Origin of the sequence: Streptomyces sp. HPF1205 (genome assembly GCF_020400825.1) — a bacterium.
GTDB lineage: Bacteria > Actinomycetota > Actinomycetes > Streptomycetales > Streptomycetaceae > Actinacidiphila.
In genome coordinates this window covers 75,800-97,900 of sequence record NZ_JAINVH010000026.1, presented here as the reverse complement: position 1 = coordinate 97,900, position 22,101 = coordinate 75,800, and the positions used below count along the sequence as shown (strand labels likewise).

At 68.7% G+C, this 22,101-nt stretch carries 16 protein-coding genes; 13 read left to right on the top strand and 3 right to left on the bottom strand.

Annotation, left to right across the window (positions count from 1 at the left end):
• The first annotated feature begins 697 nt into the window (after positions 1-697).
• The 5 genes from K7G61_RS25915 to K7G61_RS25895 are packed head-to-tail and all read left to right on the top strand — an operon-like array spanning position 698 to position 5,748.
• On the top strand, positions 698-1,021 hold the full coding sequence (locus K7G61_RS25915) for a hypothetical protein (RefSeq protein ID WP_225849389.1): 324 nt from the start codon (positions 698-700) through the stop codon (positions 1,019-1,021).
• Complete coding sequence (locus K7G61_RS25910; RefSeq protein ID WP_225849388.1) at positions 1,018-2,469, top strand: hypothetical protein; 1,452 nt, start codon at positions 1,018-1,020, stop codon at positions 2,467-2,469. The genes K7G61_RS25915 and K7G61_RS25910 overlap by 4 nt, the downstream gene beginning before the upstream one ends.
• Positions 2,470-2,511: 42 nt before the next feature.
• The gene (locus tag K7G61_RS25905; protein ID WP_225849387.1) at positions 2,512-3,684 is read left to right on the top strand and encodes a DUF262 domain-containing protein; all 1,173 of its coding nucleotides are present in this window, start codon (positions 2,512-2,514) and stop codon (positions 3,682-3,684) included.
• Positions 3,681-4,793 (top strand): DUF3696 domain-containing protein, encoded by a 1,113-nt coding sequence (locus tag K7G61_RS25900; RefSeq protein ID WP_225849386.1) that lies wholly within the window; start codon positions 3,681-3,683, stop codon positions 4,791-4,793. The genes K7G61_RS25905 and K7G61_RS25900 overlap by 4 nt, the downstream gene beginning before the upstream one ends.
• A gap of 16 nt (positions 4,794-4,809) precedes the next feature.
• A complete protein-coding gene (locus K7G61_RS25895; protein ID WP_225849385.1) occupies positions 4,810-5,748 on the top strand; it encodes a hypothetical protein in 939 nt (312 codons plus the stop codon).
• Between the two features lie 199 nt (positions 5,749-5,947).
• On the opposite strand, the gene K7G61_RS25890 is transcribed toward K7G61_RS25895, so the two are convergent.
• The 3 genes from K7G61_RS25890 to K7G61_RS25880 form a co-directional block, all read right to left on the bottom strand.
• The gene (locus K7G61_RS25890) at positions 5,948-7,477 is read right to left on the bottom strand and encodes a UDP-N-acetylglucosamine 1-carboxyvinyltransferase (RefSeq protein ID WP_225849384.1); all 1,530 of its coding nucleotides are present in this window, start codon (positions 7,475-7,477) and stop codon (positions 5,948-5,950) included.
• A gap of 193 nt (positions 7,478-7,670) precedes the next feature.
• Positions 7,671-8,984 (bottom strand): hypothetical protein, encoded by a 1,314-nt coding sequence (locus K7G61_RS25885; RefSeq protein ID WP_225849383.1) that lies wholly within the window; start codon positions 8,982-8,984, stop codon positions 7,671-7,673.
• Positions 8,981-9,850, bottom strand: coding sequence for a class I SAM-dependent methyltransferase (locus K7G61_RS25880; RefSeq protein ID WP_225849382.1), 870 nt, complete (start codon positions 9,848-9,850; stop codon positions 8,981-8,983). The genes K7G61_RS25885 and K7G61_RS25880 overlap by 4 nt, the downstream gene beginning before the upstream one ends.
• A 331-nt stretch (positions 9,851-10,181) precedes the next feature.
• On the opposite strand from K7G61_RS25880, the gene acnA reads away from it, so the two are divergent.
• From acnA to K7G61_RS25840, 8 genes are all read left to right on the top strand, one after another.
• The gene (gene acnA, locus K7G61_RS25875) at positions 10,182-12,899 is read left to right on the top strand and encodes an aconitate hydratase AcnA (protein ID WP_308190702.1); all 2,718 of its coding nucleotides are present in this window, start codon (positions 10,182-10,184) and stop codon (positions 12,897-12,899) included.
• A 619-nt stretch (positions 12,900-13,518) separates the two neighbouring features.
• Positions 13,519-14,913, top strand: a complete 1,395-nt coding sequence (ngcE, locus tag K7G61_RS25870; protein ID WP_225849380.1) for an N-acetylglucosamine/diacetylchitobiose ABC transporter substrate-binding protein — start codon at positions 13,519-13,521, stop codon at positions 14,911-14,913.
• A gap of 81 nt (positions 14,914-14,994) precedes the next feature.
• On the top strand, positions 14,995-15,927 hold the full coding sequence (locus K7G61_RS25865) for a carbohydrate ABC transporter permease (RefSeq protein WP_225849379.1): 933 nt from the start codon (positions 14,995-14,997) through the stop codon (positions 15,925-15,927).
• Positions 15,928-15,942: 15 nt separating this feature from the next.
• A complete protein-coding gene (locus K7G61_RS25860; RefSeq protein ID WP_225849378.1) occupies positions 15,943-16,878 on the top strand; it encodes a carbohydrate ABC transporter permease in 936 nt (311 codons plus the stop codon).
• Positions 16,879-17,149: 271 nt separating this feature from the next.
• On the top strand, positions 17,150-18,352 hold the full coding sequence (locus K7G61_RS25855; RefSeq protein ID WP_225849377.1) for an ROK family transcriptional regulator: 1,203 nt from the start codon (positions 17,150-17,152) through the stop codon (positions 18,350-18,352).
• A 139-nt stretch (positions 18,353-18,491) separates the two neighbouring features.
• Complete coding sequence (locus K7G61_RS25850; protein WP_225849376.1) at positions 18,492-19,604, top strand: sugar ABC transporter substrate-binding protein; 1,113 nt, start codon at positions 18,492-18,494, stop codon at positions 19,602-19,604.
• Positions 19,605-19,785: 181 nt separating this feature from the next.
• Positions 19,786-20,574, top strand: a complete 789-nt coding sequence (locus K7G61_RS25845) for an ATP-binding cassette domain-containing protein (protein ID WP_225849375.1) — start codon at positions 19,786-19,788, stop codon at positions 20,572-20,574.
• Between the two features lie 17 nt (positions 20,575-20,591).
• Complete coding sequence (locus tag K7G61_RS25840; RefSeq protein ID WP_374204235.1) at positions 20,592-21,878, top strand: sugar ABC transporter permease; 1,287 nt, start codon at positions 20,592-20,594, stop codon at positions 21,876-21,878.
• Positions 21,879-22,101 lie beyond the last annotated feature (223 nt).

The window sequence follows — 22,101 nt, the reverse complement described above, 5'->3', positions numbered from 1 at the left end:
GGTCGGGCGGGGTGCGGCGGCCACCCGCCCGTCTCAGATGTCCCGGAAGGGAGCAGGCGGCGCCGTGACCTGCGGCGCTAGGGGGCAGCACGTCGCTGACCTGCATAGATAGCCTTTCGACTGTTTCATGCTCGTGCCCGTTGATGCAGCTGGAAGTCCCAGAAAAGTCCCGGGCGGCTCCCACTTCCGAAGCCGGCCTTTCGCCCTGCACGAACGCGATGCTCGAAGGGGAACAGCCCAACTGCGCACCGAGTCCCTTGCGGCAGATGCCCGCCCGGACGCGCAGCACCTTCAGCATGCGGCCGAACCCCAGGACGACCCACTGCCTTGCATCCTCCGCCTGGGCGCGGACCGTTCTCCTTGCCGTCCTCCCGCAGGCGGGCGGACGGTGCCTCACTCCCTGCGCCACTCCCGAGACCGTCGCCCCTGTCTTCCGCCGCGTCCACAGTCATAGCCACTGCCTCTCCCGCCGAGTGGGCGAATCAGCCACCTGGGACGGCAGTCGTGACGCCGCGCATCTCGTATGGCTTTCCCCCGCGAGTACAGAACTACTTGTCGCCAGGAAGCGTATTGAGATCGTCACGTCATGCCACCGCGGTGCACAGTCCAGGCGGCTGGCCGACTCCGTAATCCCCCGGGGACGAGGATGATTCCGGGAGCCCGGAACGGCAATCGGGCTCGACGGTAGGCTCGCGCCATGACGACCATTGAATACCGGGGCGAGAGCGCTAACTTGAAGGTGCTGGCACGGGAGATCGAGGCGGATCCACGCCTCGCCGGAGCGTGCTCCCTCACCCTCACGCCGTTGCGCCATGACAGGCGCGACTCCTTGCGTCACGCGAACTGGGCGGAGATCTCTGTCTCGGTCGCCTCCGGACTGGCCACGAACGCGGTGTACGACGCTCTAAAGGTCTTGGTCGAGCGGGCGCGTGACCGTGGCCCCGTGGACGAGGTGGCCCCGCGTCCGGAGGGCGGCAGCGGCGAGGAGACGGACGGCACCGAAGGGGCGGCGGAGCGGTGACTGTCCACTCCCCGCGCCTGCGGAACAGCAGCGGCGCCGAGCTGAACCTGCGCAGCCAGATTCTCTTCCAGGACCCGACCCGCACACGTACCAGAGACCTCGTCACAGCGGTCGGCTCCTGGCACAAGACCTACGTGCACGAGAGCAGCCACTGGGCGCGGTACCACGGATCCACCGTCGGCATCCTACTGAGCCTGCTACGGCGATCGAGGGACGGGCTGGCCGCATACAGTATCTCTCGGTTGAGCCGACAGCAGGTACAGGGCCTCCACGAGAGCCGGAGCAGCGGACTGCCATTCCTCTCCTTCAAGCGCTACCCCCGACACACCGACGGAGAGCTGAGATACGATGAGCTGGACTGGCTGAATCTCTACTACTCGTACTCCCTTCTGCTGGATCCCGAAGGTTTGACAGAGTTCGATTTCACGACCTGGGACACACGGGCGGCGTTCGAGAACTCGTTGCAAGACACGTGGCGCCAGTGTGCGGGCGTGGAGATGACCGAGCGTCCCGAGGACACGCCTGTTAGCGTTACGGGGCCCCTGAGTCTCGTACACACTTCCGAGGGGTCGCTCACCACCCGCATCCTGTTCGAGTGCGCGGCGGTGATCGACGAACTCTTCCAGTTCGAGGGCGCCTTCATGCGCATGACCGACCCGACGCTGCGGGAGTTCCTGCACGAGGAGATGGGCGGTGAGTACGGGTTTCCGTGGCGTCTGGCGGGGGTTCTGGCGGGGCGAGACCTCGGCGGGAGTGTCGTCCTAGCCCTCATCGACTTCGCGCTGAACCCGGTGGTGCCGGGCCTCACCTCCGACGACCCGTCCGTCGACTGGAGGGAGCTGTACCCGCCCTACCGCTTCGCGGCGGCGGCGAAGGCGATGGCGGACTGGGAAAGCGACCTGGAGTTCCAGTATCCGAGTCATGAGATGACGGTTCACTTCCAGCAGATGCTGGCCAAGCGCAGCGGGCTCCGCATGGGACGCGTGGTGGCCCGCCCGTCCGGCCTCTCCACGCTGCGGGAAGCCGCCACGAAACCCATGCACCTGGCCGAACGAACCCCTGCCGTCTCCCTCATGTGCGCCTCACACCTGCTCGATCTCCGCGAGGAGGACGTCTGCGCACTTTCCCACTACGGCGTCAACTTCATGGGCGACCGGGCGGTCAGGTTCGTCGACCCCGATCGGGACATGTGGTGGCTGTTCCCGGTTTTCCAGGTGAGTCTGGGTGAGTACAGGTGGCCTGCGGAGCACGTGAACCTTGACGAGGCCACGGACCTTCTGCTGGGCGCCGCCGTAGCATCGGCGTACGACGATATCCTGCACGGCACCGGCCCTCTCGCCTCGGACCACCTTCCCCGTGCCCTTTTCGAGGATCGCGGACAGGTCGAAGCGCTGAGCAAGGTCCTCAAGGACTCCACGGGGCTGGACATGGGCTGGGCCCGCGCCTGATTCCCCACGCGTCCGAGGGAGTCGCCCGGCTACGATCGCCCCATGACGACCTCGGACATCCCAGAGCCGGCGAAGATCACGGAGGAGCACTTCCTCGACACTGGTACCGGAGTAGAGGCGGAGACCGAGGCGGAGGACGGTCCACCGGAGATCGCCCGACCGTGGGACCCGGAGCAGATCCGGGTCAACACCAAGCAGTTCTCGCTGCGCAACGCCCTGGACATGATCGAGGACGGGTCGCTGGAGCTGGCCCCGGACTTCCAGCGCGGTCGGGTATGGAAATCCAGGCAGAAATCCCGGCTCATCGAGTCCGTGCTTCTGCAGATCCCGCTTCCCGCCTTCTACTTCGCCGAGGACACCGACGGGCTCATGCGCGTCGTCGACGGTCTCCAACGCCTCTCGACCATTTATGACTTCGTCCGTGGGGGAGACGAGCGCGGATTCGAGCTGAGGGGCCTGGAGTACCTCCAGAGCGCGGTTGAGGGCAAGCGTTTCGAGGACCTTCCCGCCCCGTGGAAGCGGCGCATCCACAACACCCAGATCGTCGCCAACGTCATCGATCCGACGACTCCGTCCGACGTCATGTACGACATCTTCAAGCGCATCAACACGGGGGGTACCCCCTTGAACGCGCAGGAGATCCGGCACTGCATGAGCAAGGACCGCAGTCGGAACATCCTGCGGAAGATGACTTCCACGACGGAGTTCAACGAGGCGACCAACAACATGGGCGGCCACATCCGGATGAATGACCGGGAGATGGCCCTGCGTTTCGCCGCCTTCTGGCTGATGGGCACGGACGGCTACGCGCAGTACGCCGCGATGGACTCCTTCCTCCAGCGCACCACCACCATGTTGGACAATGAGAAGCACGTGACCGAGGCCAGGGTGGAAGACCTCGTGGCGGCCTTCCGCAAGGCCATGGTGAACGCTCGTCTGGTCTTCGGTGAGCAGGCGTTCCGCAAGTGGCCGCTGGAGTCGTCCGGCCGGAACCCGATCAACCGGGCACTCTTCGAGGCATGGTCGATCACCCTCGCCAGATACGAGGCGAGGGACCTCGAACGGCGCCGTGAGGCGATCGTGGACGCCGCGCGTTGGCTGATGACGAACGACTACCAGTACTTGGAAGCGATCACCTTCTCCACGGGTGACGTCCGCCGTGTGATGCTCCGGTTCGGCATCACGGCCAAGGTCGCCGAGGAGGCCGGTAGGTGATCACCTTCCTACGCGTCCGGTACTTCAAACGCTTTACCGACGCGTCCTTCGCCCTGCGCCCGCTCACCGTGCTGACCGGACTCAACGGTACCGGGAAGAGCACCACCATCCAGACCCTGCTGCTGACCCGCCAGCTCGCCGACGCGCCGGCCGGCCGAGTGGTACAGCTCAACGGTCCCTATGGACTCGCCCTGGGTGAGGCACACGAGGTGCTGCACCCGGACGCCCCCGACTCCACCATCGAGATCCAGATCGGCGGCGACGGCACTCAGACGCCGAGTGTGCACCGCTTCACGGTCCCCGACGAGCAGGCGCTTTACCTGCGGGTGGCCGACGACAGCGGGCCGCCGCCGACGGAACTGTGCGGCCAGGGAAGCGCGTTCACCTACCTGTGCGCCGAGCGTCTCGGTCCCCGCGACCAACTGGGCGTCTCCGCCGAGCACCCCGACCTGATCGGGGTCGGCGTGCAGGGCCAGTACACCGCGCAGTTACTTGCCCTGCACGAGACTCGCGCGGTGCCTGAGCCGCTGCTCCATCCGGCGACCCGGAACACCCACAACGTCACGACCCTGCGCACGCAGGTGGAGACCTGGGCCTCCGACATCATCCGCCCTATCAAGATCACCGCTCAGTGGCCGCCCGGCATCACGGCGAGCACCATCCGTTTCCAGGAACCGGGCCTGCTGAGCGAGCCGATCCGCCCGGCCAACATGGGCTTCGGATTCTCCTACGCACTGCCGGTGATCGTCGCCGGTCTCCTCACCGGTCCCGGGAACCTGCTGATCGTCGAGAACCCGGAGGCGCACCTCCACCCTGGCGGTCAGTCCAAGCTGGGCCGCTTCCTGGCCCGGGTCGCCGGAGCCGGAGCCCAGGTGATCGTCGAGACGCACAGCGACCACGTGCTCAACGGGGTCCGGCTGGCAGTGGCAGAGGAGCGGAGCCTGCGGTCCGAGGACGCGGTCGTGCACTACTTCGGCGAGGAGGAAGCCGGTTCCGCACCCATCGAGTTCACCACGAAGGGTGAACTGACCGAGTGGCCGCGAGGCTTCTTCGACCAGATCGAACAGGACCTGGGGAGGCTGGCACGTGCCAGGCGCAGGGGGCGGTGAACGGTACCGGATCGTCATGGACGAGTCGTCCTTCGACTTCCGGGGGTTGACGGAGGAACGGTTGACGGACCTGCTGGACGACTTCAGCGACACGCTGGAGGAATTATCCGAACAGCAGGCCGTCGCCGTCTCGCCGTTGTGGATGGAGGTGGAGTGCGCAGACGATCGTGAGCTCTACGACGTCCTGTACGAGGGAGAGGCGCCCCACGCAGGGCGGGACGCGCGGCTGAGAGCGATCCGTCTCATGGACCGCTGCCCCACCTGGGACACGGACGTGCCCGGCCTGCCCGACCGCGTCGAAGTGGCGGGCGTCGGCCGGGACCTCGCCTGGTCCCTCTGCTACGCCTGGTGGCGGACACGGCAGCGGCACCACGTCGCATGCCTGGTCTTCCCCGTCGGAGATCGCCGAGGCTGGCTCCCGGTCTCCGCGATCGACGGGTCGACGGGTGAGCCGGCGGTCGAGGAGGTCTTCCACCTCGTCGAGGCGCCCGCGCTGTCCGAATTCCGGCGTTCCCTCTTCACGCGGGAGAACATCGCGGAGCGGGACTTCTTCGACCTCGCCCGCCAGAGTTTCCCGCAGTTGGTCTTCGCCGACTCCCTCTCCTTCCGCAGGTTCGACGGCGGCTACGCCGAGATGCGCGACTGGGTTGTACGGCTCCTGAGCGTGGTGCACGACCACTTCGCCGACGCCCTGGCCCTGCACTCGGGGCAGCCGCACCAGGTGCAGGCGGAGCTGGGCCGCTTCGGCCTGGACCTGTCCCCGGAGAGCCCCAGCACCCGGTCCAAACCCGCGATCATGAGGCAGCGGGACGTCAACCACGAGGGCGAGACCTACCGCTGCGAATGGCATGGCAAGAAGGAACGGCACCGCAATCGCGTTCACTTCAGCCTGCCCGAGCCACGCCTCGGCGGTCGCATACTCATCGGCATCTTCGTGGACCACCTGGACACCTGAGCGAGAAAGCGGAAAGCGCGGCCGCGCGCGGCGCGTTCAGCGCCCCGGTGCCTCGTACGTCCCTTTTCGCCGGCCGTGACCGGGACGAGCCCGACTCCGGTCAAAGGTCCCGAAACGCCCCAGAGGCGCCGCCACCTCCCGTCCCGCCTCGCGTTCAGGCGGGTCAGCAGCGGTGTGGCGGCGCTTCTTCGGAAGATTTTCAAATATCCCGGAAGATCTCGATCTGCGCGCCGATCGTGTTCAGCCGCTCCGCCAGGTCCTCGTAACCGCGGTTGATCACGTAGACGTTGCGCAGCACCGAGGTGCCTTCGGCGGCCATCATCGCCAGCAGGACGACCACCGCGGGCCGCAGCGCCGGCGGGCACATCATCTCGGCGGCGCGCCAGCGGGTCGGGCCCTCGACCAGCACACGGTGCGGGTCGAGCAGTTTGACCTGTGCGCCCAGGCGGGTGAGTTCGGTCAGGTAGATCGCCCGGTTGTCGTACACCCAGTCGTGGATGAGCGTCGAGCCCTGGGCGGTCGCCGCGATGGCGGCGAAGAACGGGACGTTGTCGATGTTGATGCCCGGGAAGGGCATCGGGTGGATCTTGTCGATGGGGGAGCTGAGCTTCGACGGATGCACGGTGAGGTCGACCAGGCGGGTGCGGCCGTTGTCCGCCCGGTACTCGGCGGACAACTCGTGGTCCAGGCCCATCTCCTCCAGCACCGCGAGCTCGATCTCCATGAACTCCACCGGCACGCGGCGGATGGTCAGCTCCGACTCGGTGACCACGGCCGCGGCCAGCAGGCTCATCGCCTCGACCGGGTCCTCGGAGGGCGCGTAGTCCACGTCGCGCTCGATGTACCCGACGCCGTGCACGGTGAGCGTGGTGGTGCCGATGCCCTCGACGCGCACGCCCAGCTCCTCCAGGAAGAAGCACAGGTCCTGGACCATGTAGTTGGAGCTGGCGTTGCGGATGACGGTGACGCCGTCGTGCCGCGCCGCGGCCAGCAGCGCGTTCTCGGTGACGGTGTCGCCGCGCTCGGTCAGTACGATCGCCCGCTTCGGGGTGATCCCGCGGTCCACGACGGCGTGGTACGAGCCGTCGGTCGCGGTCACGTCCAGACCGAAGTGGCGCAGCGCGTTCATGTGCGGCTGGACCGTGCGGGTGCCCAGGTCGCAACCGCCCGCGTACGGGAGCCTGAACCGGTCGGTGCGGTGCAGCAGCGGGCCGAGGAACATGATCACGCTGCGGGTGCGGCGCGCGGCCTCGGTGTCCATCGCGTCGAGCTCCAGCTCGGCCGGCGGCACGATCTCCAGGTCGTTGCCGTCGTTGATCCACCGGGACCGCACACCGATGCTGCCGAGCACCTCCAGGATGCGGTAGACCTCCTCGATCCGGGCCACCCGGCGCAAGGTGGTGCGGCCCGCGTTCAGCAGGGTCGCGCACAGCAGCGCCACGCACGCGTTCTTGCTCGTCTTGACGTCTATCGAGCCGGACAGCCGACGCCCGCCCACCACGCGCAGATGCATCGGGCCCGCGTAGCCCAGCGCGACGATCTCGCTGTCGAGCGCCTCACCGATACGCGCGATCATCTCAAGGCTGATGTTCTGGTTACCGCGCTCGATCCGGTTCACCGCGCTCTGACTGGTACTCAGAGCCTCCGCCAACTGGGCCTGTGTCCAGCCACGATGCTGACGGGCGTCACGGATGAGCCTGCCGATACGTACGAGGTAGTCGTCGGTCATGACACTGAGGCTATCTCACATATGAGATGCGGCAACTCGACGAGATCATTTGTGACAGGCCTGCTACACACCGCCCGGCACCCGGTGACAGTGTCACCGGCACATGCGCGTACTCGCCATGGACGTTTCATTCCGGCCGCTTGCCCGCGATCGCCGTCGGCAATCACCGTACCCGCCGCCGTGCCGGACCGCCCTACCGGCCCGGCGCCGCGACGGCCCCCTCGCCGTCGGCCGGCGGGCGCTGCGGCGGGACGTCACCGCGGGGGGAGCGCCGGGCGTACCGGGCGGGACCGCGGGCGGGAGGCGGGGCGGGCGCGAGGGCGGTACGCGGACGTGGACCCGCGGACCCGCGCGCGGTGCCGCCCGGGCCCGCGCGGCCGGGCACGATCACCGCCATCAGGCAGGACACCGCCATCCCGATCAGCCCGGCGACCACGCCGAGCTTCGTCTCCAGCGACACCTTCGGCAGCACGAACACCGCGATGTCCAGGCCGAAGGAGGCGGCGCTGACCACCGCCAGGGCCGCCGCGAGCCGGTTGAGCCGGGTGTCCAGGGCCTCGGACCGCATGGAGGCGGCGGCAAGCAGCGAGTTGCTGACGTAGCCGAGCAGCTTGTCGGCCCGCTCCTGCGTGTCGTCCAGACCGATCACCTGCCGTGCGGCCAGGTAGGCGGCGCGGTGGCCCTGGGTCGACTCGATCCGGTAGGAGTCCAGGTGGTGGAAGTCCGACCACAGGCCGTCCAGGAACCGCCGGAAGGCGTGCACGTCGGCGCTGTCGGGGTAGCCGCGGGCGAGGTCGGCCAGCACCCAGCGGCCCGCGATCAGCGCGCCGACCAGCAGCGACTGCTGGGCCACCGCGATGTCGGTGGGCTCGGTCATGGTGAACAGCTCGTCCAGCGCCACCGCCGGATCCCGGTCCCAGGCGTAGGTGTACGGCAGCAGGATCCGGCAGTCGGGTCCGGAGATCACCTCGGGCACCCGGGGGTCCGGCGGCCACGGCGGGTTGTCGGTGACGAAGTGGGCGTTGTAGCGGGCCGAGCGCCGGTCGATCGGGCTGTGCTCGCCGTTCAGCGCCAGGTCGGGGCGCAGTGCCACGTCACTGACCAGGCCGCTGCTGACCGAGGCGGCCAGGACTGCCGACAGGATCGCCCCGTCCGCCTCGCGCAGGGCACGGTTGACGGAGGCGTCGAGCGCGTCGAGTTCCGGCAGCTCCAGCAGCCGCAGGTCGGCCTCGTGCCGCAGCGCGTAGATCACCAGCACCGTGCCCGCGGACAGGATGCGGGCGTGGCAGGCGACGATCTCGACTCCCGGCACGCCGACCGCCGGTTTGACGACCGAGGTCAGGTCCATCTCGACGGTGGCGTCCGGGTTGTAGGCGAGCGATTGCAGGGACCCGGGAACCGGCCGCAGCTCCCCCAGGTCCGGCACGGCCACCGGTGCCGGCGTGTCCGCGGGTGTGCTGTGGTGGAGGGGGTAGGCCCGGCACTGCAGGTGCAGTACGTCACTCATACGGCGGCCGCCGATCGGGCGACCGCCACGTACTCGGGGATCAGATCGGACTCGGGGACGGCGACCCGGCCCAGATAGCGGCGCTGCAGGTCCTCCGGGCCGAGGTCGGTCAGCGGGCTGCCCAGCAGGGTGGTCAGCTCGTGGTGGGTCAGGTGGGTGGCGTCGGCGGGCACGTCGCGGCTGCGGAACCAGTGCCGCTGCTCCTCCAGTACCCGGCTGCCGCTCGCCGCGGCCGGCCAGTAGCTCACCGCGGTGACCGCCGTCGTACCGAACGCGGCGCCCAGGCGCACCACCGCGCGGGCCTCGTCGGGCGGCAGGTAGAACAGCAGGCCCTCGGCGACGTAGGCCACCGGCCGCCCGTCCGCCAGCTCCCGTACCGCCGCGGCCAGCCGCTCGCGGTCCTCGGCGCGGCCGAGGTCGGCGGCCATGTGCCGCACGTCGCGCGCCGCGGCCACCCCGCGGGCCACCAGCTCGGCCGCCCGCCGCCGCTTGGCCGCCACCATGTCCGGCAGGTCCACCTCCAGCGCGGCGGGGAAGGGCAGCAGCCAGGGGTACGAGGAGAAGCCCGCGCCGCACACCACCAGCACCGTGCGCGGGTCCCGCCGCAGCTCCTCGGCCAGCGTGTCGGCGATGAACCGGCCGCGCAGCGAGACCACCAGGTCGTCGTGCGCGTACACGGCGTCGGCGAACTCCCGCCACAGCTCGCGCACCGCCCCGCGCTCGTCCTCGGGGATCCACGCCGCCGCCAGGCCGTCCTCGGCCAGCTCGGGCATGCGGGCCCTCGACTCGTTCACCAGATAAGCGGTCAGCTCGACTCCGCCGCGCACCGCGGTCACCCCCGGCCCCCCGTCCGTCCCCCATGACATCCCGTCACCCTCCTTGGTATCACCCGGTCACGGGGCGGGTGCAAGTACGCGCCCGTGCGGGCCGCGCTCCGGGAGCGCCCGAGCCCTGCCCCCGGGAGCGCCCGGACCGCGCCCCGGGAGCGTCGGGGGCACGGCCCGCGGCCCGCTCCGGTGGGCTGCCCGGCCGGTCCCGGGGGACGGCCCGAGTCCGGTACTCGCCGGGGGGCCGACGGGCCGTGCGTGATACAACTGCGGTAGAGTTATCTTGACATCGAGATATCTGCGGAAGCGCACCGCCAGGTCGGCAGCACGCGGCGGTGGTACGCGCGAGACATGCATGAAGGAGACTGTCGTGTCGGCGAACAGCTTCGACGCCCGCAGCACACTGCAGGTGGGCGACGAATCGTACGAGATCTTCCGGCTGGACAAGGTGGCGGGTTCGGACCGGCTGCCGTACAGCCTGAAGGTGCTGCTGGAGAACCTCCTGCGCACCGAGGACGGGGCGAACATCACCGCCGACCACATCCGCGCCCTCGGCGGGTGGGACTCGCAGGCGCAGCCGAGCCAGGAGATCCAGTTCACGCCGGCCCGGGTGATCATGCAGGACTTCACCGGCGTGCCGTGCGTGGTGGACCTGGCGACCATGCGCGAGGCGGTCAAGGAGCTGGGCGGCGACCCGGCGAAGATCAACCCGCTGGCCCCCGCCGAGCTGGTCATCGACCACTCGGTGATCGCCGACGTCTTCGGCGCGCCCGACGCCTTCAAGCGCAACGTGGAGCTGGAGTACGGCCGCAACAAGGAGCGCTACCAGTTCCTGCGCTGGGGCCAGACCGCCTTCGACGAGTTCAAGGTGGTGCCGCCCGGCACCGGCATCGTCCACCAGGTGAACATCGAGCACCTGGCCCGTACCGTCATGGTCAGGAACGGCCAGGCGTACCCCGACACCCTCGTCGGCACCGACTCGCACACCACCATGGTCAACGGCCTGGGCGTGCTCGGCTGGGGCGTCGGCGGCATCGAGGCCGAGGCCGCCATGCTCGGCCAGCCGGTGTCCATGCTGATCCCGCGGGTGGTCGGCTTCAAGCTGACCGGCGAGCTGCCCACCGGCACCACCGCCACCGACCTGGTGCTGACGATCACCGAGATGCTGCGCAAGCACGGCGTGGTCGGCAAGTTCGTGGAGTTCTACGGGGAGGGCGTCGCCGCCACCTCGCTGGCCAACCGCGCCACCATCGGCAACATGTCGCCGGAGTTCGGCTCCACCGCCGCCATCTTCCCGATCGACGCCGAGACGCTCGGTTACCTGCGGCTGACCGGGCGTTCCGAGCAGCAGGTCGCGCTGGTGGAGGCGTACGCCAAGGAGCAGGGCCTGTGGCTGGACCCGGCCGCCGAGCCGGACTTCTCCGAGAAGCTGGAGCTGGACCTGGCCACCGTCGTGCCGTCCATCGCCGGCCCCAAGCGCCCGCAGGACCGCATCGTGCTGGCGGACGCCGCCCAGCAGTTCGCCACGGACGTGCGCAACTACGTCACCGAGGACGAGGAGACCGGCAAGGAGTCCTTCCCCGCCTCCGACGCCCCCGCCCACGAACACAACGGCGTACCCAGCAAGCCGACCCTGGTCACGCCGGAGCAGGGCCCGGCGTACGAGATCGACCACGGCGCCGTCACGGTCGCCGCGATCACCTCCTGCACCAACACCTCCAACCCGTACGTCATGGTCGCCGCCGCGCTGGTGGCCAAGAAGGCGGTCGAGAAGGGCCTGACCCGCAAGCCCTGGGTCAAGACCACCCTCGCCCCCGGGTCCAAGGTCGTCACCGACTACTTCGACCGGGCCGGCCTGACCCCGTACCTGGACAAACTGGGCTTCAACCTGGTCGGCTACGGCTGCACCACCTGCATCGGCAACTCCGGCCCGCTGCCGGAGGAGGTCTCCAAGGCGGTCAACGAGGCCGACCTGGCCGTGACCAGTGTGCTGTCCGGCAACCGCAACTTCGAGGGCCGGATCAACCCCGACGTCAAGATGAACTACCTGGCCTCCCCGCCGCTGGTCGTCGCGTACGCCATCGCGGGCTCCATGAAGGTGGACATCACCCGCGACGCGCTGGGCACGGACCAGGACGGCAAGCCGGTGTACCTGGAGGACATCTGGCCGTCGGAGTCCGAGGTCAACGACGTGGTCGCCGCCGCCATCGGCCAGGACATGTTCCGCCAGTCGTACGAGGACGTCTTCGCCGGCGACGCGCAGTGGCAGGCGCTCCCCATCCCCACCGGCGACACCTTCGAGTGGGACCCGCAGTCCACCTACGTGCGCAAGCCCCCGTACTTCGAGGGCATGGGGACGGAGCCGGAGCCGGTCACCGACATCACCGGCGCCCGGGTGCTGGCCAAGCTGGGCGACTCGGTCACCACCGACCACATCTCCCCGGCCGGCGCCATCAAGGCCGACACCCCGGCCGGGAAGTACCTGACCGAGCACGGCGTGGAGCGCCGCGACTTCAACAGCTACGGCTCGCGGCGCGGCAACCACGAGGTGATGATCCGCGGCACCTTCGCCAACATCCGGCTGCGCAACCAGATCGCCCCCGGCACCGAGGGCGGCTTCACCCGCGACTTCACCCAGGACGACGGGCCGGTCGCCTTCATCTACGACGCCTCGCGCAACTACCTCGACCGGGGCATCCCGCTGGTCGTCCTGGCCGGCAAGGAGTACGGTTCCGGCTCCTCGCGCGACTGGGCGGCCAAGGGCACCGCGCTGCTCGGCGTGAAGGCCGTCATCGCCGAGTCCTACGAGCGCATCCACCGCTCGAACCTCATCGGCATGGGCGTGCTGCCGCTGCAGTTCCCCGAGGGCGCCACCGCGCTGTCCCTCGGCCTGACCGGTGAGGAGACCTTCTCCATCACCGGCGTGACCGCGCTCAACGACGGCACCACCCCCGCCACCGTCAAGGTCACCACCGACACCGGCGTGGAGTTCGACGCCGTGGTGCGTATCGACACCCCCGGAGAGGCGGACTACTACCGCAACGGCGGCATCATGCAGTACGTGCTGCGTTCGCTGATCCGGAAGTGACCGGCGGCGGGCGGGCGCGATAGCACCGCTGTCGCGGCGGTTCCGGGCCGCGCCCGCCGCGCCCCGCGCCTTCCGGTGACGACGCGCCGCTTCCGGTGACGACACGCCATTTCCGGCGACGACGGGCCGCACCCCGATCACGGGTGCGGCCCGTCGTTCATTTGTCACGTTCATTTCTCGAACACGCGGGCCGCCGCCGGTCGCCGCGGCCGGGGTGAACCCGGGGTGAAGGGGCGTCAGGGGGGCGGCCGGCCGGCGCCCGCGCGGGGGAGCGGCGCGCGCCCCCGGGTACGGCCGCCGGCCCGCCGCGGGGCACGGCGCCGCGCCACGCGGCCGGACCGGCTGTCCACGTTTCGGACAGGTCTCAACTCGGGAAAGCTTCTCGGCCCCGCTGGTCTCGATCTTGCCCTGCCGGAGCCAAGTGGACTATACCTGTCGGCGTCCAAGGAACCCGCTGAGGGCGGGACGCGCGGGGGAGTGAACGGGTGGCCCAGCCGACCGTTTTCGATATCGTTCCTCGCCTCACTGGATGTACGGCATCACTCAAGCTTCAACTGTTCGCGGGCGTCGGCGGATTCCGCTGCACCGCATGAGTCCTGGAGAAGGCGAGGACTTGAGCATGGGATCCGAAATGAACCGCCGGGATCTGGTCAAGCGAACGGCCGCGATGGGCCTGGTGGCCCTGCCGTCGGCCGGGCTGCTGAGCGCGTGTGCGTCCAGTGGGGGCGGCAGTGACAGCTCGACCTCCAAGCCGACCGCCACCTCGGCGGACAACCCGCTCGGCGTGGACGCGTCCAAGCCGCTGGACGTCCTGATCTTCAAGGGCGGGTTCGGTGACGACTACGCCAAGCGCTTCGAGGGGCTGTACTCGAAGAAGTACCCGAACGCCAAGGTCTCGCACAACGCCACGCAGAACATCACCGGTCTGCTCCAGCCCCGGCTGAACGCCGGCAACCCCCCGGACGTCGTCGACGACTCCGGCAACCAGCAGATCAAGCTGGACGTGCTGCAGAAGTCCGACCAGCTCACCGACCTCACCCCGCTGCTCGACGCGCCCTCCCTCGACGACCCGAGCAAGAAGGTGCGCGACACCCTGATGCCGGGCACGATCGAGCTGGGCACCATCGGCGGCAAGTTCGTCAGCCTCCAGTACGTGTACACCGTCTTCGGCCTGTGGTACTCCGGCAAGCTGTTCAAGCAGCACGGCTGGACCGCCCCGAAGACCTGGGCCGACTTCATGTCGCTGTCCGAGGAGATCAAGAAGGCCGGCATCGCGCCCTTCGCCCACCAGGGCAAGTACCCGTACTACATCAACGTCGCCATCATCGACCTGGCGGTCAAGCACGGCGGCGCGGACTGGCTGACCCGGCTGGACAGCCTCGACGAGACGGTCTGGGACGAGGACGCCCCCAAGCAGGCCATCAACGCGATCTACGAGATCGTGCAGAAGAACTACCTGCTGCCCGGCACCAACGGCATGACCCACATCGAGTCGCAGACCGCCTGGAACCAGTACAAGGCCGCCTTCATCCCCTGCGGTGCCTGGCTGGAGAACGAGCAGCTCAAGGCCACTCCCTCGGACTTCGAGATGACCTTCATGCCGATGCCCTCGCTGCCCGGCGACAAGATGCCCTTCGAGGCCATCCGCGGTGGCGCCAACGAGCCGTTCATCGTGCCGAAGAAGGCCCCGAACGCGATCGGCGGCATGGAGTTCATGCGCTACATGCTCAGCAAGGCGGGCGCCACCGCCTTCGCCCAGAGCGCCAACTCGCTGTCGGTGCTCAAGGACGGCATCGGCCCCGACGTCCAGCTGCGTCCGGGCACCAAGTCCACCGTCACCGCGCTGTCGGCGGCCGGGGCCAACGTCTTCAACCCGACCTACCTGCAGAACGCCAGCTCGCTGGACGTCGACATGGGCAACGCCAGCTCCGAGCTGATGGCGGGCCGCATCAAGCCCGACGAGTGGCTGAAGCGCACCAAGGCGGCCACTGTTAAGGCCAAGAAGAACGCCTGACGATAGTGACGGTGGCGCGCCTTTCACGCGGCGCGCCACCGCCGGGCCGGACAGCAGCAGAGCGGAGCAGGGCCAGCAGCCATGAGAAACCGTAAATATCCCTTCATCGTGGGATTCCTCGTCGTCCCCGTCGGCCTGTACGCGCTACTCGTGCTGTGGCCGTACCTCCAGACCTTCGGCTACTCGTTCACGGACTGGACGGGCGAGTCGCAGAAGATGGACTTCGTCGGCTTCAAGAACTACTCGACGCTGTTCCACGACGACGTCTTCCGCAAGGCGCTGTGGCACAACGTCCTGCTGCTGGTCTTCCTGCCGCTCGTCACCATCCTGCTGGCGCTGTTCTTCGCCTTCCTGCTCAACGTCGGCGGGCGCGGCGGCACCAGCGGTGTGCAGGGCGTGCGCGGGTCCGCGCTGTACAAGGTGATCTTCTTCTTCCCCCAGGTGCTCTCGGTGGCGATCCTGGTGGTGCTGTTCGAGGCCGTGTACCGCAGCGACCAGGGCGGCCTGCTCAACGGCATCCTGGTCAAGCTGGGTCTGCAGGACAAGAACAATCCCGTCGAATGGCTCAACGACCCCAATCTGGTCCTGTGGTGCATCCTGGGCGTCCTGGTCTGGTCCGGGGTGGGCTTCTACCTGGTGCTGTTCTCCGCGGCCATGCAGTCCATCCCCAAGGACATCTACGAGGCCGCGCTGCTGGACGGCGCCGGACGGGCGCACACCTTCTTCCGGGTCACGATGCCGCTGCTGTGGGACAGCATCCAGACCGCCTGGGTCTACCTGGCGATCGCCGCGATGGACGCCTTCGCCCTGGTCGCCTCGCTGACCCCGGGCACGGCGTACGGCGGCGGCCCGGACGAGCACAGCGAGGTGCTGTCCACCTACCTGATGCGCAACTTCCTCTACTACGGCAAGAGCGGTTACGCCTGCGCCATGGGCGTCGTGATCCTCTTCCTGACCCTGATCCTGTCCGCCGTCATGCTCCGGGCCACCCGGCGCGAGCGCATCGAGTACTGAGCCGAGGGGCGTGAGATGAGCACAACCACCAAGGAGCCGACCGCGCCCGGCGCGCCGGACGCCCCTCCCGGCCGCCTGTCCGGCAAGCAGGCCAGGCAGGCCCGCTTCGGCGACAGCGGAGCGGTGCTGAACGTCTTCTCCCACGGCTTCCTCGTGCTGTGGTCGATCATGGTCGTCCTGCCGCTGGCCTGGATCGTGCTGAGCTCCTTCAAGACCGACGCCCAGATCGGCGGCAGCGCCTGGACCTGGCCGCACCACTGGTCGCTCGGCGTCTTCCAGCGCGCCTGGGACAAGGGCATCGGCAGCTTCCTGCTGCACACCGTCATCGTGATGGTGTTCTCCGTCACACTGACCATGCTGCTCGGGTCGATGGCGGCCTACGTACTGGCCCGATACGAGTTCCCCGGCAACCGGTTCTTCTACTACCTCTTCGTGGCCGGCGCGATGTTCCCGGTCTACCTGGCGCTGGTGCCGCTGTTCTTCATGGTCAAGAACCTCGGCATGCTCAACACCTACCAGGGCCTGGTCCTGGTCTACGTCGCCTACTCGCTGCCGTTCACCGTCTTCTTCATGCACTCGTTCTTCCGGACGCTGCCGACGGCGGTGCACGAGGCGGCGATGATCGACGGCTGCTCGCACACCCGGGCGTTCTTCCAGGTCATGCTGCCCATGGCCCGGGCCGGCCTGGTCAGCGTCGGCATCTTCAACGTGCTCGGCCAGTGGAACCAGTACATCCTGCCGCTGACCTTGATGCAGAAGCAGAGCGGCACCGACCACGACCGCTCGGTGCTCACCCAGGGCCTGATGAACCTCGCGCTCCAGCAGGGGTACGCGGGCGACATGCCGGCCCTGTTCGCGGGCATGACCATCGCCATGCTCCCGGTGCTGGTGGTGTACCTGTCCTTCCAGCGGCAGGTCCAGTCGGGCCTGACGGCGGGCACCCTGAAGTAGCCGGCGGCAGCCCTCCGGGCCCTTTCCGAGCCGCCCCGGGCGGCCGAGCGGCTCCGCGCGCGACGCGGAGCCGCTCCGTGGCGTTCGCGGCCGAATCCCGTAACGGTGTGGCTCTCCCCCTTGACGGGACATCACCCCAAACACTCAACTTAGAGTTCACATGTTGTAGACGACGGGGTCTCACTGGTGTGGCAGCAGCGACACCGGTCGCCGGTCCCGTCCCGTGCGGGCGGTCGGGGGTGTCCCGGACCGCCGGGCAGGAGTGGATGTCGTGGAGACTCCGGGGTCGCAGTCGTCACTGCACCGGGCCAACCTGGAGCGCGTCGTGCGCGCCGTCCGGCTGGCCGGGTCACTCACCCAGGCGGAGATCGCACGGAGTACGGGTCTGTCGGCCGCGACGGTCTCCAATATCGTCCGTGAGCTGCGGGACAACGGAACGGTGCAGGTCACGCCGACCTCCTCGGGCGGTCGGCGGGCCCGCAGCGTGGCTTTGTCCGGGGACGCCGGCATCGTGGTGGGGGTCGATTTCGGCCACTCTCATCTTCGGGTCGCGGTCGGCAACCTGGCGCACCAGGTGCTCGCCGAGCAGTCGGAGCCGATCGACGTCGACGCCTCGGCGTCCGAGGGCTTCGACCGGGCCGAACAGCTGGTGGCGAGGCTGGTGGAGTCCACCGGGATCGGCCAGCGGAAGGTGCTCGGCGTGGGACTGGGCGTGCCGGGACCCATCGACGTGGAGTCAGGGGTGCTCGGCTCGACGGCCATCCTTCCCGGGTGGAGCGGCATCAATCCGCGCCAGGAGCTGTCCGACCGGCTCGGGGTGCCCGTCCAGGTGGACAACGACGCCAACCTCGGCGCCCTCGGCGAGCTGGTGTGGGGCGGCGGGCGCGGGGTGCGGGACCTGGCGTACATCAAGGTCGCCAGCGGCGTCGGCGCCGGGCTGGTGATCGACGGCCGGATCTACCGCGGTCCGGGCGGTACGGCGGGCGAGATCGGCCACATCACGCTCGACGAGTCGGGGCCGGTGTGCCGCTGCGGCAACCGGGGCTGCCTGGAGACCTTCACCGCGGCCCGCTACGTCCTGGAACTGCTGCGCGGCAGCCACGGGGAGGGCCTGACCGTGCCGAGGATGGTGCAGTTGGCGCGCGGCGGCGACCCGGGCTGCCGCCGGGTGATCGGCGACGTCGGGCGGCACATAGGCATGGGCGTCGCCAGCCTGTGCAACATCCTCAACCCCAGCAGGATCGTGCTGGGCGGGGACCTCGCGGAGGCGGGCGAGCTGGTGCTCGGCCCGGTGCGGGAGTCCGTGTCGCGGTACGCCATCCCCAGCGCCGCCCAGCGGCTGTCCGTGGTGCCCGGCGCCCTCGGCGCGAGAGCGGAGGTCCTGGGAGCGCTTGCCCTGGTGCTGTCCGAAATGGGCGATTCAACACTTTTGGAGGGTAATGCGACTGTCGATGCGCCGGCCTTCTCTGCATAACTGAGCGTTCACACAGCTAACGAAACGCGCCGTTGCCATCTCGTTAAGTGTTTACTTCTTGACGACATGCCGTCAGTCGGAGTTGACTCACCAGCACCTCGGCCGCGGCGTTGCGGCCCTGTCAGGGAGGCAACCTCACATGAACGCAAAGAAGCGTCGGCTTGTCGTCGGGACGGCCATCGCCTCACTCGCGATGGTGTCCGTGGCCGCTTGCGGCAAGGCGGGCGGCAGCGACAAGGGGTCGAGCGACGCCAGCAGCGGCAGCAGCGGCAGCGGCGCCAAGTCGATCGGTCTCCTCCTGCCGGAGAACGCCACGACGCGCTACGAGAAGTTCGACAAGCCGCTGATCGAGGCCAAGATCAAGGAACTGTGCGCGGACTGCACCGTCCAGTACGACAACGCCGCCGGTGACCCGTCCAAGCAGGCGCAGCAGGTCAACACCATGATCACCAAGGGTGTGAAGGTCCTGATCCTGGACGCGCAGGACTCCGTCGGCATCGAGTCCTCGGTCAAGGCGGCCGTCGCCAAGGGCATCAAGGTCGTCGCCTACGACCGCCTCGCGCAGGGCCCGGTCTCCGCGTACGTGTCCTACGACAACGAGAAGATCGGCGAGCTGCAGGGCCAGGCCCTGCTGGACGCGATGGGCTCCAAGGCCACCCCGAAGTCCAAGATCGTCATGATCGACGGCGACCCGGCCGACCCCAACGCCGCCATGTTCAAGGCCGGCGCGCACAAGATCCTCGACGGCAAGGTCGACATCGCCTACGAGCAGACCGGTCTGTGGAAGGACACGGTCGCCAACCAGAAGGTGACCGCCGCGATCACCCAGCTCGGCAAGGGCAACATCGCCGGCGTGTACTCGGCCAACGACGGCATGGCCGGCGGTATCGCCACCGCCCTGAAGGGCGCGGGCATCAACCCGCCGCTGACCGGTCAGGACGCGGAGCTCGCGGGTATCCAGCGGATCCTGGCGGGCAGCCAGACGGCCACCATCTACAAGCCGTACAAGCCGGAGGCCGACGCCACCGCCCAGATCGCGGTCGACCTGCTGGAGGGCAAGAGCTTCTCCGACGTCGCCACCACCACCTCCACCAGCGGCTCGGGCGACAAGGTCCCGTCGCTTCTGATCGGCGCCACCTCGGTGACCAAGGCCAACATCAAGGACACCGTGGTCAAGGACGGCCTGTACACCACCGCCCAGATCTGCACCGCCGAGTTCGCCCAGGCCTGCAAGGCGGCCGGCATCCAGTAAGGACCGCAGCACCCGTAAGCCCGTCCGGCACCCCGCCCCACGATTCCACCCCGCTGACGGGGCGGGGGCCGGACGGAAACGCTTACGGGTGCGCCCGGTTGACGTTTGGGCCGTACCACTGTCCCATGTCTCTGTAATTTTTTGAGCTTTGTACATCCCCGCCGGTCAGGCGGCGAAGGAGATGGTTGACGTGTCCGCTACGCCCGTGCTGGCGTTGCGCGGGGTCTCCAAGCGATTCGGTGCGGTCCAGGCCCTCACCGACGTCGAACTGGAGGTCCACGCCGGAGAAGTGGTCGCCCTCGTGGGTGACAACGGTGCCGGTAAGTCCACCCTGGTCAAGACGATCGCCGGCGTGCATCCGGTGGACGAGGGCGTCATCGAGTGGGAGGGCACCCCGGTCGGCATCAACCGGCCGCAGGACGCCCAGCACCTCGGTGTGGCCACCGTTTACCAGGACCTCGCTCTGTGCGACAACCTCGACGTGGTCGGCAACCTGTACCTCGGACGCGAGCTGCTGCGGTTCGGCAGCCTCGACGAGGTCACGATGGAACAGCGCGCCCGAGAACTGCTCAACACGCTGTCGATCCGCATCCCCAGCGTGCGTATCCCGATCGCGAGCCTGTCCGGCGGCCAGCGCCAGGTGGTGGCCATCGCCCGCGCCCTGATCGGCGACCCCAAGGTCGTCATCCTCGACGAGCCCACCGCCGCCCTCGGCGTGGAGCAGACCGCCCAGGTCCTCGACCTGGTCGAGCGGCTCCGCGAGCGGGGTCTGGGCGTCATCCTCATCAGCCACAACATGGCCGACGTGATGGCCGTCGCGGACACCGTCCACGTACTGCGGCTGGGCCGGAACAACGGCTCCTTCCCGGTGAAGGAGACCACCAACGAAGAGATCATCGCCGCGATCACCGGCGCCACGGACAACGCCGTGACCCGCAGGCAGGCGCGGAACACGGAGGCGGCCAAGTGAGCAGCGACAAGACCACCATCGACACCTCGGCGGCCGGCGGTCAGCCGCAGGCCGAGGAAGTACCGCCGCCCGCGGTGGAGGCGGTGGACCCGCGGCTGCTCGTCCGCGAGCAGGGCTTCAAGGGCTACATCACCGAGTTCCAGCGCCGCCTGAAGGGCGGTGAGCTGGGCTCCCTGCCCGTCATCGTCGCGTTGATCATCATCTGGACGATCTTCCAGATCAAGGACAGCCTGTTCCTCAGCTCGTCCAACATGGTCAACATCAGCTACTTCCTGTCCGGCACGGGCATGCTCGCCGTCGGTCTGGTCTTCGTGCTGCTGCTCGGCGAGATCGACCTGTCGGTCGCGTCGGTCAGCGGTCTGATCTCGGCCCTGTTCGCCGTCTTCACCACCACCCACGGCCTGGATCCCTGGCTGTCGGTGGTGCTGGTGGTGCTGATCGGTATCGGCATCGGCGCCCTGCACGGCTTCTTCTTCGCCAAGATCGGCGTCCCGGCGTTCGTCGTCACCCTGGCCGGCTTCCTGGGCTGGAACGGCCTGATGCTGTGGGTGCTGGGCTCCACCGGAAGCCTCTCGATCGCCGACAAGGGCCTGCTGCACACGCTCGGCCAGCGCTCGTTCTTCATGAACCAGGACATCGCCGGCGCCTACGTCCTGGCGACCGTCGGTGTCGCCGCCCTGCTGGCCGGCTCCCTGCTGGAGCAGGGCCGGCGCCGCAAGGCCGGGGTGCCCTACCGCCCGACGAGCGAGATCCTCCTGCGGGTCGGCCTGCTGGCCGTCGTCTCCTACGTGGCGGCGTACGTGCTGAACAAGTCCGCCGGTGTGCCCAACGCCCTGGTGATCTTCCTGGTCACCCTGGTCATCTGCGACTTCGTGCTGCGCCGCACCACCTTCGGCCGCAAGGTCTTCGCGGTCGGCGGCAGCATCGAGGCCGCCCGCCGGGCCGGTATCAACGTGGCGCTGGTGCGCATCGCGGTGTTCGCCATCTCCGGCGGCTTCGCCGCCATCGGCGGTCTGTTCCTGGCCGCCCAGACCTACACCGCCACCCTCCAGGCCGGCAGCGGCAACCTGCTGATGCTCGCCATCGCCGCCGCCGTCATCGGCGGTACCAGCCTGTTCGGCGGCCGCGGCAACGTCTGGTCGGCGCTGCTGGGCATGCTGGTCATCCAGTCCATCCAGACCGGCCTGGACCTGCTCAACATGAACCAGTCCATCCAGTACATGATCACCGGCGCGGTGCTGCTGGCCGCCGTGGTCGTGGACTCCGTGTCGCGCCGGACGCAGCGGGCCTCCGGCCGCGCGTGACACCCCGCGGTGGCCGCGGGCCCGTCCCGCGGCCACCGCGACGTACATCACCGAACCGCCGGACGCTCCTGGACCCCTCCAGGAGCGTCCGGCGGTTCGGCGCGGTCTAGACTCGACGGATGTTCCGGCCGTGTGGGCCGGAACGCGCGGAAAACACGCCGGAAGGTGCCGGTACGCGCCGGAAAACCGGTGCCGGCCGGAACGACAAGGACAACAGCCAGAG

Bases quoted from the DNA above. Each gene is read 5' to 3' on its own strand.
- K7G61_RS25915 (WP_225849389.1), top strand. From the start codon at position 698: ATGACGACCATTGAATACCGGGGCGAGAGCGCTAACTTGAAGGTGCTG.
- K7G61_RS25905 (WP_225849387.1), top strand. From the start codon at position 2,512: ATGACGACCTCGGACATCCCAGAGCCGGCGAAGATCACGGAGGAGCAC.
- K7G61_RS25895 (WP_225849385.1), top strand. From the start codon at position 4,810: ATGGACGAGTCGTCCTTCGACTTCCGGGGGTTGACGGAGGAACGGTTG.
- K7G61_RS25890 (WP_225849384.1), bottom strand. From the start codon at position 7,477: ATGACCGACGACTACCTCGTACGTATCGGCAGGCTCATCCGTGACGCC.
- K7G61_RS25885 (WP_225849383.1), bottom strand. From the start codon at position 8,984: ATGAGTGACGTACTGCACCTGCAGTGCCGGGCCTACCCCCTCCACCAC.
- K7G61_RS25880 (WP_225849382.1), bottom strand. From the start codon at position 9,850: ATGTCATGGGGGACGGACGGGGGGCCGGGGGTGACCGCGGTGCGCGGC.
- ngcE (WP_225849380.1), top strand. From the start codon at position 13,519: ATGGGATCCGAAATGAACCGCCGGGATCTGGTCAAGCGAACGGCCGCG.
- K7G61_RS25865 (WP_225849379.1), top strand. From the start codon at position 14,995: ATGAGAAACCGTAAATATCCCTTCATCGTGGGATTCCTCGTCGTCCCC.
- K7G61_RS25860 (WP_225849378.1), top strand. From the start codon at position 15,943: ATGAGCACAACCACCAAGGAGCCGACCGCGCCCGGCGCGCCGGACGCC.
- K7G61_RS25850 (WP_225849376.1), top strand. From the start codon at position 18,492: ATGAACGCAAAGAAGCGTCGGCTTGTCGTCGGGACGGCCATCGCCTCA.
- K7G61_RS25845 (WP_225849375.1), top strand. From the start codon at position 19,786: ATGGTTGACGTGTCCGCTACGCCCGTGCTGGCGTTGCGCGGGGTCTCC.